General features: G+C 59.4%; 14 protein-coding genes and 2 tRNA genes. 5 read left to right on the top strand and 11 right to left on the bottom strand.

Features of this window, described 5'->3' with window-relative positions; translation table 11 throughout:
* Nucleotides 1-110: 110 nt before the first annotated feature.
* Entirely contained in the window at nt 111-1,514 is a 1,404-nt protein-coding gene (locus W911_RS07745) for a carbohydrate porin (RefSeq protein ID WP_081717676.1), read from the bottom strand.
* A 334-nt stretch (nt 1,515-1,848) separates the two neighbouring features.
* Between W911_RS07745 and W911_RS07740 the strand changes: the two genes are divergently transcribed.
* Entirely contained in the window at nt 1,849-2,340 is a 492-nt protein-coding gene (locus W911_RS07740; RefSeq protein ID WP_081717675.1) for a Fur family transcriptional regulator, read from the top strand.
* Between the two features lie 53 nt (nt 2,341-2,393).
* Here W911_RS07740 and W911_RS07735 read toward each other — a convergent pair.
* Nucleotides 2,394-2,467: transfer RNA gene (locus W911_RS07735), tRNA-Cys, on the bottom strand.
* Nucleotides 2,468-2,670: 203 nt separating this feature from the next.
* A complete protein-coding gene (locus W911_RS07730) occupies nt 2,671-3,717 on the bottom strand; it encodes an acyltransferase family protein (protein WP_023786983.1) in 1,047 nt (348 codons plus the stop codon).
* Nucleotides 3,718-4,263: 546 nt separating this feature from the next.
* Between W911_RS07730 and W911_RS18150 the strand changes: the two genes are divergently transcribed.
* Nucleotides 4,264-5,019: a hypothetical protein gene (locus W911_RS18150; protein ID WP_144083559.1), complete on the top strand. Its 756-nt coding sequence runs from the start codon at nt 4,264-4,266 to the stop codon at nt 5,017-5,019.
* 27 nt (nt 5,020-5,046) lie between these two features.
* On the opposite strand, the gene W911_RS18145 is transcribed toward W911_RS18150, so the two are convergent.
* The 3 genes from W911_RS18145 to W911_RS07720 form a co-directional block, all read right to left on the bottom strand.
* Nucleotides 5,047-5,514 carry a hypothetical protein gene (locus W911_RS18145; RefSeq protein WP_144083558.1) on the bottom strand — a complete coding sequence of 156 codons (468 nt, stop codon included), beginning with the start codon at nt 5,512-5,514 and terminating at the stop codon, nt 5,047-5,049.
* A 1,129-nt stretch (nt 5,515-6,643) separates the two neighbouring features.
* Nucleotides 6,644-7,330 carry a DUF4145 domain-containing protein gene (locus W911_RS17790; RefSeq protein ID WP_081717674.1) on the bottom strand — a complete coding sequence of 229 codons (687 nt, stop codon included), beginning with the start codon at nt 7,328-7,330 and terminating at the stop codon, nt 6,644-6,646.
* A gap of 434 nt (nt 7,331-7,764) precedes the next feature.
* Nucleotides 7,765-7,840, bottom strand: a tRNA-Arg gene (locus W911_RS07720).
* Between the two features lie 120 nt (nt 7,841-7,960).
* Here W911_RS07720 and W911_RS07715 point away from each other — a divergent pair.
* Nucleotides 7,961-8,476 (top strand): SixA phosphatase family protein, encoded by a 516-nt coding sequence (locus W911_RS07715; protein ID WP_023786978.1) that lies wholly within the window; start codon nt 7,961-7,963, stop codon nt 8,474-8,476.
* A gap of 88 nt (nt 8,477-8,564) precedes the next feature.
* Here W911_RS07715 and W911_RS07710 read toward each other — a convergent pair whose 3' ends face one another.
* The 4 genes from W911_RS07710 to W911_RS07695 form a co-directional block, all read right to left on the bottom strand.
* On the bottom strand, nt 8,565-8,921 hold the full coding sequence (locus W911_RS07710) for a response regulator (protein WP_023786977.1): 357 nt from the start codon (nt 8,919-8,921) through the stop codon (nt 8,565-8,567).
* 458 nt (nt 8,922-9,379) lie between these two features.
* Nucleotides 9,380-10,240, bottom strand: a complete 861-nt coding sequence (locus tag W911_RS07705; RefSeq protein ID WP_023786976.1) for a response regulator — start codon at nt 10,238-10,240, stop codon at nt 9,380-9,382.
* A 146-nt stretch (nt 10,241-10,386) separates the two neighbouring features.
* Nucleotides 10,387-10,944 carry a sigma-70 family RNA polymerase sigma factor gene (locus W911_RS07700; protein ID WP_023786975.1) on the bottom strand — a complete coding sequence of 186 codons (558 nt, stop codon included), beginning with the start codon at nt 10,942-10,944 and terminating at the stop codon, nt 10,387-10,389.
* A 2-nt stretch (nt 10,945-10,946) separates the two neighbouring features.
* The gene (locus W911_RS07695) at nt 10,947-11,186 is read right to left on the bottom strand and encodes a NepR family anti-sigma factor (protein ID WP_023786974.1); all 240 of its coding nucleotides are present in this window, start codon (nt 11,184-11,186) and stop codon (nt 10,947-10,949) included.
* A gap of 772 nt (nt 11,187-11,958) precedes the next feature.
* Between W911_RS07695 and W911_RS07690 the strand changes: the two genes are divergently transcribed.
* Nucleotides 11,959-12,852: a GGDEF domain-containing response regulator gene (locus W911_RS07690; protein WP_023786973.1), complete on the top strand. Its 894-nt coding sequence runs from the start codon at nt 11,959-11,961 to the stop codon at nt 12,850-12,852.
* A 181-nt stretch (nt 12,853-13,033) separates the two neighbouring features.
* The gene (gene modA, locus W911_RS07685; RefSeq protein ID WP_023786972.1) at nt 13,034-13,840 is read left to right on the top strand and encodes a molybdate ABC transporter substrate-binding protein; all 807 of its coding nucleotides are present in this window, start codon (nt 13,034-13,036) and stop codon (nt 13,838-13,840) included.
* 63 nt (nt 13,841-13,903) lie between these two features.
* Here the strand turns inward: modA and W911_RS07680 are convergent, their stop codons facing one another.
* Nucleotides 13,904-14,320 (bottom strand): winged helix-turn-helix domain-containing protein, encoded by a 417-nt coding sequence (locus tag W911_RS07680; protein ID WP_023786971.1) that lies wholly within the window; start codon nt 14,318-14,320, stop codon nt 13,904-13,906.
* Nucleotides 14,321-14,466 lie beyond the last annotated feature (146 nt).

The raw sequence follows: 14,466 nt of genomic DNA, 5'->3' as shown, positions 1-14,466 counted from the left end.
CGACGTCGCGCAAACGCCCGTACATACGCTTCACAAGCGGGACGTATCTCGCTTGTGAAGCTTCCGACGCCGAGCAGCCGCATTCCAGCAGCCGCTGCACCCTGCTTCGATCAGAAATTCATCTCCGATCTCACGCCGAGGACAAAGGCGTTCTCCATTCTTCGCATGCCGTCGTCGGGATGGGGATCACCGCCGCCCGGCCGGATGATGTACTGGATGTCCGGCTGAACCACCCACCACGGCGCGACTTGCATTGCATAGCTCAGTTCGAGAACGGTCTCCCCAGTCCGCACCGGATACGGCGCCCCGGAAAAGAACGCGACATCACGATCCAGATGAGCGAGATCGCCGCTCACGTGCGTGTGCGCGATACCGAACGTCAACGCATCCTCGTCCCGTCCCGGAAAGACGCCTTTGAGGCCGATGCCGCCATCGACATACCACGAGACGAGGTTTCTGTTCGAAGGCGAGACGCCACCTCTCAGAAAGAGACTGAGGCTCGATCCATCGCCGCGCCATATCATTTGATCGGCCACGCCGTAGATACCCCAGTTTCCGTCATGCATGTCGTCGTCTTCGACAGTCGGATCGGCCATCGACACGCGCCCGCCCGCCGCATCCAACCCGAAGCGCCGATCGGCAAATCGCCCGGTATGATACCAGCCGCCAACTTTGTAGGCCGCCGCAAGCCCCGTGGCATCGTCCCCTTGGTTGACGAGGTACTGTGCCTCGCCAAACCACAGCGCCCCGCCGCTGAAACTGAATGTCGTGCCGCGGTCGTTGCACGCTTGCGGATCCGCCTCCGGGTCATCGCGATAACAACGGCGTCCTGCGGGATCGCCGCTAAAAACCGCACCCAGAACGGAAACGTTTTCAGAAACGCTGATCTTGCCGCGCACGCCTGGCGTCGCCAGAGGATAGCCGGGTCCACCGCTCGGCAGGTTGGCCGCAAAATTGTTTCCCCAACCGAACGTCCCATTGATCAAGCCACCGGCTGTATCGCTGATGAAAAACTCGTCGTCGGCCGCAAGCTGGCCAACACGGATCGAGCCGGCATCTCCGACTTCCTGCTGGAGCCATACAGTGAACAGTCTCGTCGTCGCGAGTGCATCGATATTGCTCGGGTCGGATATCGCACCCGCATAGTCCGCGGCGTTCTCGCCGTTCGCGTTGTGAATCTGGAACGCACGGATATGCGTCGTGGCGCCCCGCCAGCCTACGAGCTTTTCGAGGTCCGTATCGACCGCGATATCGACCAGACCCTCGAAAGCGGTTCCCTGCTGGGAGCCCCCGGAAAGCGTCCTCAGCGCTTCGCCCGTGTAGGTCGCACCGATAGAAATCCCTCTGTCGTCGAGCGCCGACCTCACCCCGCCCCAGTCACCCGTCAGCGTATCGGAAAAGGCCGCATCGTCCGCCAGCGCACTGCCCATCGACAGAACCACCAGAATTGGCAACGCGAACGCAAACCTCGCGAATTCCCCACACGCCGCGCTCCCGCACCGCCGTTCAAGCATTTTCAGCACCTCATTATTGCAATTTATTCGCAATAACGTTTTGCACGGCCAACAGCGAGATGCAACTGATTTGCAATTGCGACTTTGTTGCAAAATGGCTGCGTAACGACACGAGAGAGCGTGAACGAGCAGCGCAGCCGCCAGCAGGATGTCCTGCCAAGCCGCAAAGATTCGCCCGGGCGCGTCAGCGCTAAGTCCCTAAGGCAGATCGCGTTCCAGGACGCCCCGGAAGAGTGCCAATATGTTGATTCTACGTCTCATAACGGTGGCCGGACATTGCCGCTTGGGGTATGAGACCAAACACGGAACGACGCGCGAAAGCCGCATAGCGGCAATGGCAAGATCGGGAGGCCTCGCTTTGAGCAGGAAGCCGACATTGAGCGACAGCGTTGAAGAGATCTGTCGCGCGCTCAACTTGCGCGTGACCGGGCCACGGCGCGTCATCATGCAGGTTCTCGCCGAAGCGACCGACCATCCCGATACGGTCGAGCTCCACCGTCGCGTGACGCAGATCGACCCAAGCGTCGCCCTGGCCACCGTCTATCGCACCGTGAAACTGCTTGAAGATAAGAAGATCATCGAGCGTCACACTTTCGGCGATGGGCGCGCACGCTACGAATCGGCCGATCACGCACATCACGATCATCTCATCGATGTCGAAACCGGAGACATCATCGAATTCCACTCGGATGAGATCGAGCGGCTGCAGGAAGAAATAGCACGCAAGCACGGATACAAGATCGTAAGCCACAAGCTCGAAATATTCGTCGCGCCGTTGGACAAGCAGCCGAAATCCACCTCACGAAAGGCACGAAAGACGTCCTGATCGGTGCTGTCGTCGGCGTGCGCTAAGAATGAGCGGCAGCGCACGCGGCATTGTGGAGGCTGGACCTGGAATCGAACCAGGATGAACGGATTTGCAATCCGACGCGTAACCACTCCGCCATCCAGCCAAGAGAAGGACGCCGATCTTCCCGTTGATCGAATTGGAATGTGAACTCGCGCCCACGCGTTCGGCCGTCCCCTCGCGTCCCGCAGGTATCATCCAACTGTTTGACGCGGCGTTAAGATGTGTCGGAACAAAGCGCGTTCAAATACCGTAAGTATGGAGTGCATCACGCACCGGCAGAGATCGAGCGGCCTCGCGCGGCGCAACTCAGGCAGACGCAGGCACACACGATCCAGATGCCCCGCGTGGAGACGCAAGACGAAAGCGCTGCGGACGGGCAAACAAAAATCCGGCCCACGTCCCCTTGACCAACCAAGCGAGCAACAGCGCACCGGCGATCCCCGCAAAGGTGGACGCAAGCGCGATCGCCGTCGCGTGCTCTCCGCCCGTAAGCTTCAAGAGCACGATACGCGCAGGCCCCATGAACACGGTGAACGCCAGATAGACGGCAATGGAATGCTCTCCGCAGTATGCGAGTGCGCGTCCGAACCAAGACGTCGTCACAAGAACGCTGAACGCAATGACGGCCGCAATTCCGACGTACGAAAACAACAGATCCGCGCCGGCGACGAAGGCGATACCGGAGACGACGCCAACCGTATTGAAGGCGGCCCATGCGGCGAGCCCGGTCAAGAGCAGCGCGCTCCGCGTAACCCGCATACGATCGGCAAACGCAAAGACCATGGGCGCCAGGGCATAACCCGAATAGAAGAACACGAAACGGCTCGTGAATTCATCGACGATGAATACGCCACTATGGGGCGATGCCGCATGCAAGAGCGCCGCGCCACCGAGCACGAGCCAGTGAGGCGCCGGGCGCAACAGTTTCGACACGACGAAAAACGCGGCAAGAAGGTAGATGAACCACAACGTGCTGAACGGCACGAAAAAGCTCATCACGTAATGCTCAAGGGTAGCGACGGCACCGTGTTCCGCCACCATACCGGGCGCTTTCAGCGCGAACTGAATGGTCAGCCACAGCACATAGAAATAGGCAAAGTGGACCACCTTCGTATCGAGATAGCTCCGCCACGGACGATCGATCCGCGCGGCGAGGAACAAGCCGGAGATCAGAAAGAAATCGGGCATGCGGAACGGCCGAGCCCATTCGACGAAGTGAGTGAGGCTTAAGCTCTCGCCGGTTGCCTTTTCGACCCCGAGCGTCGCATGCATCAACACCACAAGGATGATGCAGACACCCTTGGCGACATCGACCCAATCGAGGCGGGCAACAGCAGGTTGTTCAAGCCGCATGGCATTTCTCTCTTCGTTTCTGCGCTCGTGCCAGGACGGTACAGGCAGACTGACGAAGAGAGCCCGAGCAAGAACCACACCATTATGAGCAACCCTGATCGCCGTGGCCCTAGCGTTCAGGCTGGCGGCGGATGAATTTGTCGGAGAGAGTAAAGTAAGCGTTAAAAGACCGGCCCTGGGCCATCGCGCCCCATTCTGTCGGCAAAACGGATAATACCTATAGATCGGAAACTCGCCCAGACCCGTGTGGAAAACTGAATGGAGCCCGCCAACTCGTTGTGTCAAAGCCTGGGAACAGGTAAGAACGCTTAACAATACGGGCGTCGGGCAGCAGGTAGGCGAATTGTGTTCGGTGGCCAGAGGCGTGGAACAAGCTTACTGCTCTTAATTGGGGCGGGGATCCAGGCGGGATGTAGCGCAGGCGCTTCTCTCTCCCCTCTTCAACCACATTCCGTTTCGGGAAGCGTTACCGTTTATCAGGCCGGCCGTCAGGTACAATGGCCCGCCAAACACGTGTATTGGAACCACCCGACTAACGCAAAAGCCATGCCCTTCAGCAAAGTCCTCTGGAATGCCGGGCACAATATTCCGGACACACACTGTCATTTGATTGACCATCAGGGCGTCCCCGACAAGGTCACTCTGATTGGGATTCACGAAGCCGCCGTAAACGGGATTTCCATCGGCCGAATTGGAGAGCTGATTCCCCGAACCACACTCCGCACCGCTGCGGGCGATATTGCTAAAGTAAGCCGCCTGTATACGGATGTTGTCTGGAAGCAGTCCGGCGGTTCTCGCGACCTAATTGCCCGTCTCCTAAGCGACGCGGTCGAACATGATGCCGAGTGTCTGCGCAGAAGCAGAATTTGGTACGAAGCGTTAGCAGCTCTTTTCGATGAGGGGCGCCAGCCCGTGAGAAGTGTCGATGGCCGCCCTGGCGTGGCGGACATCGATGTGAATGATCCGGTAGCAAGGAGGGCTAGAACTCAGCTCATAGGCCTTATGCAAGGTCATGACGAACTGGTTCGCAATGTCATTCAAATGTACGGCTTTGTGGCTGATGATCTTTCTCAACGCTTGGTTCTGGCCGAGAACCGTGCGCCGGTAGGGAGCACGACCAAGCGTCCTCGAACGCCTGCTATGAAAGGCAGTCGTCCAGTGGAGAACGCCCGGACTGTTGCCGTCGATAATAGAGTGAAGGTCGATACGACATCGTTGCAAAAGGAGGCACGCGAAACCGCCACTGCGCTCGCCAAGGCGCGCGAATACTGCCTCAATCGCGCAACTCCCCAGTGTGGATGAACTGCGCCGACCGGCCAGCGGCCCGCATCATAGATCGCATAATTTTCTGACATCCGAGGCGCGACCGGCCTTTTCACGATACTTCCCTTCAACTTCAAGTACCAATTGCCGCGCTCTGTGGTTGTTCTTTGGTGTTCCAAGCCCAAGGCAATTCGCCACCGCTAGTCGCAGCCCTGCATCGGGAAATCCGCAGTCATACGCCTTTTGATAGGACGCATTAGCTTCGCTCAGGAATTCACTCGCGCGCACTTCTTCTCGTTCAGCAAGTGCGGTCAGACGGTCACCCTCTGCCATTGCTGCACGGCCGCCACATAGCCAATCATCGCGCAGTCCATCTGCTCGCATTTCCGCCCAAGACAGTAAGGGTTTTCCTGCTCCGCTGATTAAGGCGCCTAGGATGGCGGTGGCGAGTACACCGAGAATGGCAAGCGTGATCCTCCTCAAGGCCAGCCGGGAACGAACTTGTTTCAGGAACGGCTCTTGCTCTAAAGACATCCTGTTATTCCCCCTTTTGGCCGACGAATGTGACTGCCGAAGCTTTCGATCGAACAGTCTAGCAGGCACCTTGATATTGCCCCCGCCAGCCGCACCCTCTGGACACAATATCAGCTCCGCGTAACTGCTGCGCCAGCCCCACTTCCTCGTAGTACCGCGGCATCATCGAGGAGTTTGCCCACAACGGCAACGTGGGCCATCCTCCTGCCCCCTGAGTGACGCAGGGCCGCGCAGGCGGCAGCTCGACGAGCGGCCGGAGGCAGGCTGCTCTGAAAGAGATCGGGCAACACGAAAGCCGCTGAGCAGAAGAAGCTGCGTGCTCGGAAATTTACCGGCTCTCAACAGCCAGAAACCATCGAATCCCCAAACCTCTCCCAAGGTTTGGGAAACGGCGGCGGAATTCCGGGCAATTTCAATTTTAACATGGGAAAGTGGCGACCCCGGTATGATACGAACCAACTTCACGAGGGACGTTCGCAACGATCCGGGGTTCCGTGCAGGTCTCAAGGAGCGGAACATCACGGATGACGGCAAGTGCTTTCACAAGCATTCGTTCTAGGAAAAAATCGTCTCTGTCGGGAGACCTGCGGTGCAAGTGAAGAGGAGACACAAAAGCACAAAGAAAGGAGAGACAAAGAGAAGGGAGAGATAAAAGGATAAAGAGAAGTCGCCCCCTAAAGGGGGCAGTGCGAGCGAAGCGAGTACGGGGTAGGGCACCTAGTATTTTGCCATATAAGATAGAGAGGAAGTTACCGGCTCCTCCTAGCTAATCATTTGCTATATAATATAGAGAGGAAATGATTGTCCTCTGCGGAGACGATTTCTCCCCTCTCCTCCTTCCCTACAATTCTACGTGCGCTCCTAACTGCTCCTTAACCTCTCCTTAATGGTTCGATGCTGAGCATCAAATCAGTGTCGAGAGGGACTATCTCATGGAACCTGGATACGTCTTAGCTGTCTGCATGGGATGCTTCTCGATTGGGGCAGACGCCACACCTACCAAGGCTTCATTACCCGGCAGAATACACCCTGGCTGCTTTGCCGTGGACACGAGGTCTAAACCTGGCATCTGGCGCTATCCACAAAACCCTCAGCGTCCGTACCGCCAGCAAGATGCTAGCCTTAGGGACTAGGGAATCTTGGCGCTTTTGAGCTTTTGCATTCGTGCAATGAGCGTCTTGTGTTGGTACAATGCCTTTAGGATTTCCTTCGCTACCTCTACCGCAATCTCAGCTTCCTCCTTGCCAATAGCAGCATATTCTTTGGCTTCGATATGGGCAGCATCGTTGCCAAGGATTTTTAGTTCCATAGCCCCATCCAGAAGCGCCTCGGACAGCGGAACCTTGCTACGAAGATCGTGGAGGCGCTGGTGTAAATTGGGCCCTGTAGCCCCTTCTCTCTCACATATCTCTTCAAGAAGGCGCCTAACCATGAGCGCTGTGGCCTTGTAGGCTTCAACGGAATGACAAGCTACGGCTTCCGATAGAGTCGTGAGAAGATTGGCAGGTATACTTGTTCTGTCAAAGTCAAGTCGCGTAGGGGGTAAAACCTTTAGTAGCCCCATGAGGTTCTTCACAATTAGGACCACGCCCCGACAACTGGAGTTGGGGCATTGGTATACGCCCACCGAATGCTCCGTGAGTGCCAGTTCCCGTCCTTTTTGGTACGTGAGAACGCGATGAAGGACGTTGTTGAACGCACCATTTTCATTGCAGTGGGGACACCTGATAGAGATGTGACGGCTATTGTCCGAGAGCTTCTGATCGCCGCCAACTTGGTAGGGATTGTTATTTGTGCCTACGTCGATTTTCGCCATCTTTGATCCTCAAGGCAAATTGAGAAGTGCAATCGAGTAGCTAAGGCCTCTAGAATTTCTGCTGGCAATTTAGAAGGGGTAATTCCCTACGCGTACAGGGGGTGCCGCCCCCCACATCCCCCCAGGCAACCGCTTTATCCCCAGCGGAGGGTCCGTGAAGGAACAGGGTTCGACCCTCTCTTTGTTGTCTTCCCTCCTTGTGTCTTGGCCCCGTAGCTCAGTGGATTGTGAGCACCTTCATCCGAGCGCAGCGAGGACGAGGAGTGAGGACTTGTCCGAGCGACGAGGGTGCGAGTCGTGCGAGCTTAGCGAGCGCGGAGCATCAGGAGAACGAAACAGTGATTTCGCATACTAAACGCATACCAAATCATGGTAATATCAGCATGCCGCCATCTTAGGCGAACCACTAGGTCATTGATAAGATTCCAGATTTGTGGCGACCCCGGCAGGATTTGAACCTGCGACCCTCGGATTAGGAATCCGATGCTCTATCCACTGAGCTACGGGGCCAGGACGCGATGCGGCCTGCGACCCGTCCCCTCAATAATGGGTTGCAGGTTAGACATCAACAATTGACCGGCGCCTCATAAGCCCCCTTGACGAAACATCGCGTCTGGCCATGCTCGGGTCATGCTGACGCTCACCCTCCTCCGCCACGCCAAGTCGAGCTGGACCGACCCATCGCTCGACGACCATGACCGCCCGCTCGCAAAGCGTGGGGTTAAGGCCGTCCCTCTGGTCGCCGACTTCATGCGCCGGGAAGGGATTTCACCGGACATCGTCCTGTGCTCCGATGCGATGCGCACCCGCGCGACGCTGGCGCTGCTTCTTGCCCAACTCGGCACGCCCAATCCCCGCGTGGTCTACGACGAGACGCTCTATCTCGCAGCCCCGCAGACCATACTGTCGGCGGTCGCCGAAACCGGGGAGAAGCATGTCCTGGTCGTCGGGCACAATCCCGGCCTGCACGCCCTCACGCTTGAACTCGTGGGCGACGGAAATCACAAGCTATTGTCTGCACTCGCCCGCGAGTTCCCGACCGCGGCACTTGCCGTCCTCACGTTCGACGTTGCGAGCTGGAATGACGTGAAACCGCTGAGCGGCCATCTCAAGCACTTTACGACACCGCGAAAGCTTGCCGACTGAGGCATACGGATATGCCGAACGAACGCATTCGTGTCCCCCTGAAAACAGGCGGCACGCGCGACAACATGCAAAAAAGAAGAAGAGGCGCTTAGAACGGCGCGGGCGCAACCAACTCGTCAACGATCTTGCGCACGACCTCGAAATCGAACGGCTTGGAGACCGTAATACGCTCCCGGAATGCATCCGGCATAGCGTGCACGCCGTGCCCGGTGGCAAATGCAAAGGGAATACCGCGCCGGCCCAGCGCTTCCGCCACCCCGAAACAATCGTGATCGCCAAGCGTCACATCGAGGATCGCCGCATCGATCCGCGTCGAGGCCACAAGTTCGAGCGCCTGACTTTCGGAATGCGCAGGCCCGACAGTTTCGTGACCGTACTCCGCGAGCAAATCGCTGAGCATCATCGCGATCAGGGCTTCATCGTCGACGACCAAGACACGCGCCATGCTGCAACCAATCTCTCTGGCCGAGGCCACCCTGCTTAAACTAGCGACACATAACCGACCTTCCCCAAAGGGAAATCGCACTCATGGTACAGCCGAAGACGTCGCGCGTGAATCACGTTTTTGTTGTCCGTCGACGAAATGACGACGCACCATCGCGACCGTCCTGACACCCGACTTCGTAATCCACGCAAAGCCTAAAATAGGCAAAGCAAAGCATCCCTAGACAGGGAATACCCGGGCGAAGCAGGCCCACATACAGAACAGTCGGCCAGCTGACCCAGCGTTTCAGGCAGAAAACCTGCGCCGTTCCGGGCCGGATAGACCCTCTCACCAGAGGCTCCTCTACCGTCGTCGCTCGGCGACGACATTCCCGTTGAGGAACCACGTCGAGAGGCCCGCCGCCGAGCGCCAGTGTGCTGTCCCGGCGCGCAATGCCCGCCAGCAGCATTAGGAACGACTCAGGGCCGGGCCGCACGCGCACCCGGAGGCGACGATCCGGCCAGACGCGCATCCTGAGGGTTGCCCACTCCCGCCGTCGGTTCCGGGATACGGGCGCTGGTTCCGAAGAACAGCGCCTGGCTCACCAGGGCGCGCACGGTGTTGGGCTCGAATGGCTTCGTGATCAGAAAGGTGGGCTCCGGTCGCTCGCCGGTCAGCAAACGCTCGGGGAAGGCCGTAATGAAAATCACCGGCACATTGAACCCGAGCAGGATTTCGTTGACCGCATCGAGCCCGGAGCTGCCGTCCGCCAGATGAATATCGGCGAGCACGAGACCTGGCTTGCGCTTGCGGACTTCCGCCAGCGCCTCGCGATGCGTGCGGGCGACGCCGGAGACGCGGTGCCCGAGATCTTTCACGAGCGCTTCGAGATCCATAGAGATCAGTGGCTCGTCTTCGATGATGAGCACGTCCGTCGCCGTCTGCTCGGCGATCTGCGTGCCGGCTTCCTCGATGAGTTGAGTCACCGTCTCAGGCGTACAGTCCAGAATTTCGGCAATCTGCTGCGTGGTAAATCCTTCGACCGACGCAAGCAGGAACGCCTGCCTCGGCATCGGCGTGATCGCCTCCAGGCTGCGGTCGGCCTGCGTCTTCGGAGTGGCGGGCTCTTGATTGACGCTGATCGAGTTCCAGACTTTGAGGAAACACTTGTAAAGCCCCACCCGCTTCATCTGCCCTTGCGGAAAGCTCTCGGGATCGGCGACGAGCGTTTCCAGAACGGCCACGACGTAGGCATCTCCGCTTTCCTGGCTTCCCGTGAGCGCGCGAGCGAAGCGCCGAAGATACGGAAGATGAGGCGCAATCGTTTCGGCAAGTGACATCTGCAATTTCTCCCTGCAATGCGAGCTCAATCGACGCTGCCGACGAGCCGCGACCCTCGGTATCAAACGCGGGGTCGAAACCCATGGTTCCGAGATAAAACAAAGCTTCTAGATCAACACGTTACGATATCAGATCACTCCCGCAATCAACCTCGCACGGCATCCTTCACCAGCTTGTCGGCGACATGTGCCCCGGAACTGCCCTGTCCGCCCTTGAGATCGGGATCGCCCAGGATCTCGACAAGTCTGTTCCTTGCTCTGTTGACGCGGCTCTTGATCGTTCCGACCGCGCATCCACAAATCTCGGCGGCTTCTTCGTATGAAAAGCCTTCGGCACCGACGAGAACCAGCGCCTCGCGCTGATCCGACGGCAACGTGCCGAGCGCCGTACGAAAGTCGGCAAGGTCGAGATGGCCGTGCTGCTCGGGCGGCACAGACAAGGAATTCTGATATTGCTCGTCGGGGTCGTCGACCTCGCGGCGCAATTTACGATGCTGCGAGAAATAGACGTTGCGCAGAATCGTAAAGAGCCACGCGCGAAAGTTTGTCCCAGGCGTGAACGAGTCGCGGCTGTTCCACGCCTTGACCAGCGTCTCCTGCACAAGGTCGTCCGCACGCGCCGGATCGTTGGCGAAAGACCGCGCGAAGGCGCGGAGATGAGATATCGCCCCGACGAGATCGTGCTCGAAGTCAGGTGCTGCCATGGTTAGCCTTTGCCCGCGTTGCCACCCGCCGGCCCACGATCGCTCTCGGCCAGTTTCAGATCGTCGAGCAGCTTACGAAACTTGTCAGGCACCTCTTCGCGCACGACCTCTTCATAGCTCTCGCGAAGTCTGCGTCCGAGCGCGCCCTGGATCGCAGCATCGATGCCCGCAGCCGGCTCGTCGTCCATGTCGCTCTCCCCGGCGACATGCTGTGTCGGCTGAACGGATTTCGGAATGGTCATTGTGTAGTTTCCCTCTGAACGTCCGCACATGACGCCAGTCCTTCACATCGGGGTGTTAAAATACCGGCGCCGGGCTCCCTCTGACCGGCAAACCCGAAAAATGTCGCGGCGGGCGCGATACGGCCGGATGTCTTTGCGCCTCCCGCCACCCGACGGAGGGTGGCCCACAAATCCGGCGGTGTCTCTTCCATCCGTGCAATGCCCCCGGCGGAACATCTTCGGACAGATGCCCGAAAGCAGCAATTTTAATGACTTTCAATGTCCTACCGCCCCGGCGCGTGGTCGATATATCCTTAGGCCCGCGCATATGGCCGCTGTAGCCAGCATCGGAAACGCAAGACTCTCGCCCTGGTTCCGTGATGACGAACGAAAGTTTTCGCATCGTCAAAAAAGGCGTGTCGTCAAACTGGCATACCGAGCCAAGGCTTTGTGGAACCGCCCTGCCCGTTCGGCGTTACCCCGCAACCCCCGGCTTCCGACGGGGACCCAAGCCGGGGCGGCCCGGGTTTTTTCGGCCGCTCGAACAGTTTGCGTAGCTGACGCCGCTCGCACCCCCTCCCCGACCCTAGAGCACGGGTGGCGTCATGCTCGTGGTGCCGGCAGGCAGCTCCCTCCCGAATCCTGCCGCCGGCACCACTCTCCTTCCTCCTCTCGCGAAGACGGATCAGGTTCAATCCCCTGCCGCGACCTGCCCATCACGATCCGGTAATTATGTATTCACGCCGCGCGTGTACAGATCGGGCGCAGAGCCGCCAAAAAACGATTACAAAAGATGCATGTCGTCATCGTCGATCCCAGCCGGGTCGTCCAACAGAAGCTCGCCGTCGAACTTGAAGAGACGGGATGCCGTGTGGACTGCTTCTCGGCGTCGGACTTAGCGCTGCAGTACGTTCAGCAGGCGCGATCGGTTGACGTTGTGTTAACCAGCCTCGAACTTGAGCCCATCCCAGGCCTGGAACTATGCTGGAGCCTCAGAACCATCGTCGGCGAAAAGCGCCCGCTCCATATCATCGTCATGTCGTCGAATTCGAGCGAGCGAGCGCTCGCTGAGGCCCTGGATTGCGGCGCCGACGACTTCACGCTCAAGCCTGTGCGCCGACAGGAAATGATGGCTCGCCTTCGCGCCGCCAATCGCATCATTACGATGCAGCGCCAGCTCATCGCACTCGCGCAGACCGACGAACTCACGGGTGTGATGAACCGCAGGGCCTTCCTGTCCCTGATGGAGGAAAAGCGCCGTGAGCTTGCCCCCGGCGACAATCTTACGGTCTGCCTGCTCGACATCGACCGCTTCAAAAAGATCAATGATACTTACGGCCACGACGTCGGAGACATGGTGATCACCAAGGTGGCCGAACTCGCCGGCGAGGAAGCGCCGATTGTCGCCCGCCTCGGTGGCGAGGAATACGCCCTCGCGTTCCCGGTTCTCGACTGCACGGAATCCGCGCGCTGGTGCGAGGTGATCCGCGAAAGCATCTCGGCTTATCCGTTCGCATGCAAAGACGCGACCTTCAACATCACGTGCAGCATCGGTATCTCGGCCTGGCACACGGACGAACCTCTCGGAGCCGCCCTGAAACGCGCAGACGTTGCGTTGATGGAGGCGAAGCAGAGCGGCCGCGACCAAATTCGGATTGAAGCGAGAGCCGAGACTTTGCCGGCGTAAGGGATAGGGCGCGCCCGCTGACAGGACAGCGCCTCCCTCGAGTTTCCGCAATAGATGTCAGGCCCTCCGCAATCTCCCGCGTTCCGGGAATAGATCTTGCGCGCCGGATCACGCCGCCCCTTGACAGAAGATTGTCACATCATGGCTATATCCATTTCGATATAGCCAAAAGAGTCGCCCCATGATTTCATTCACCCGCCGTTTGGTGCTTGCCCTCGCGCTCACCCTGTTCGCAATGCCGCTGGCGCACGCGGAGCAGCCGCGGCCTTCAGCAAACTCCGCAACCGACACGAAACCCGTCGTCGTGTTCGCCGCAGCCAGCCTTAAAACCGCTCTCGACCGCATCGCTGCGGACTGGCAGGAAAAGACGGGCGCCCGCGTTTCGCTGTCGTATGCCGCATCGTCCGCCATCGCCAAGCAGATCGAAGCTGCGGCGCCCGCGGATCTCTTCTTCTCCGCCGATCTCAGGTGGATGGACTGGCTGTCGGAGCGCAAGCTGATCGCCGAAGGCACGCGCAAAACCCTCCTCGGCAATGCGCTTGTCCTGATCGCCCCGAAGGACAGCACCATCGAACTCAAGATCGAACCCGGCTTCAAGCTCGCCGAAGCGCTCGGCGCCGGACGCCTCGCCATGGGCGAGCCCAAGTCCGTTCCGGCAGGCACCTACGGGCAGGCCGCGCTCGAAAAGCTCGGCGTCTGGGATCAGGTTTCGACCAAATTTGCAGGCGCCGAAAATGTGCGCGTCGCACTGGCCTACGTCGCGCGCGGCGAGACGCCGCTCGGCATCGTCTACGCGACCGACGCAAAGAGCGAGCCGAGTGTCAAGGTCGTCGACATCTTCCCGGCCGGCAGCCACCCGCCGGTCGTCTACCCGGTTGCGCTCACGGCCTCGTCCACGAACCCCGATGCGAAGGCCTTCCTCGATCACCTCTCTTCGCCTGAGGCGCGCGTCGTCTTCGAGGGCCAGGGCTTTACGTTTATCGACTGATCCGTCAACGCGTCAGGCGCAATCGCCTGACGCGTCCTCCGTCGCGGTCTTCACTCGCCGGCATCACGGGTCGTTGTTGATGTCCGATTCGAAAGCGACGAGTTCCGAGCGTACCACCTCCGCCGTGCGATCCTCGATGCGCCGGTAAGCGGCAATCACAGCTCGGCCGAAATCCGTGAGTTCCGCGCCGCCCCCATGCGCTCCCCCGGCGGCCGTGGTCAGGATAGGCCGCTTGAACAGCCGCCCGAACTCGTCCATCAGCAGCCATGCGCGCCGATAGGACATGCCGAGTTCACGCGCGGCAGACGAGATCGATCCCGTACGCGCAATGGTCTCAAGCAAATCCACCTTGCCCGGCCCGATCTTCCGCTCCGCCGAAAACACGATGCGAAGCCGCAGCGTCGCGCGCGAAAGCGGGCCCTTGTCGGCAATGAGTTTGCGCCGAGGCACGTCGGCCTTCATCTTCTTCTGACCCGCCATGGAGCAGCCTTCCCCCTTCCTCAGCACCCGCCTTTGGCGAAAACTCTACCGCGCAGGCGACACGGAGGCGAGAGGCAACACGGCCTGTCCATTGCCGGGATCATCCGGGATCGGCAATTCGGCGCACCCGATTGGCGCATTGCGCC

Origin of the sequence: Hyphomicrobium nitrativorans NL23 (assembly GCF_000503895.1) — a bacterium.
Lineage (GTDB): Bacteria > Pseudomonadota > Alphaproteobacteria > Rhizobiales > Hyphomicrobiaceae > Hyphomicrobium_C > Hyphomicrobium_C nitrativorans.
The sequence above is the reverse complement of the archived record's forward strand: the minus strand, read 5'-3'. Positions and strand labels throughout refer to the sequence as shown.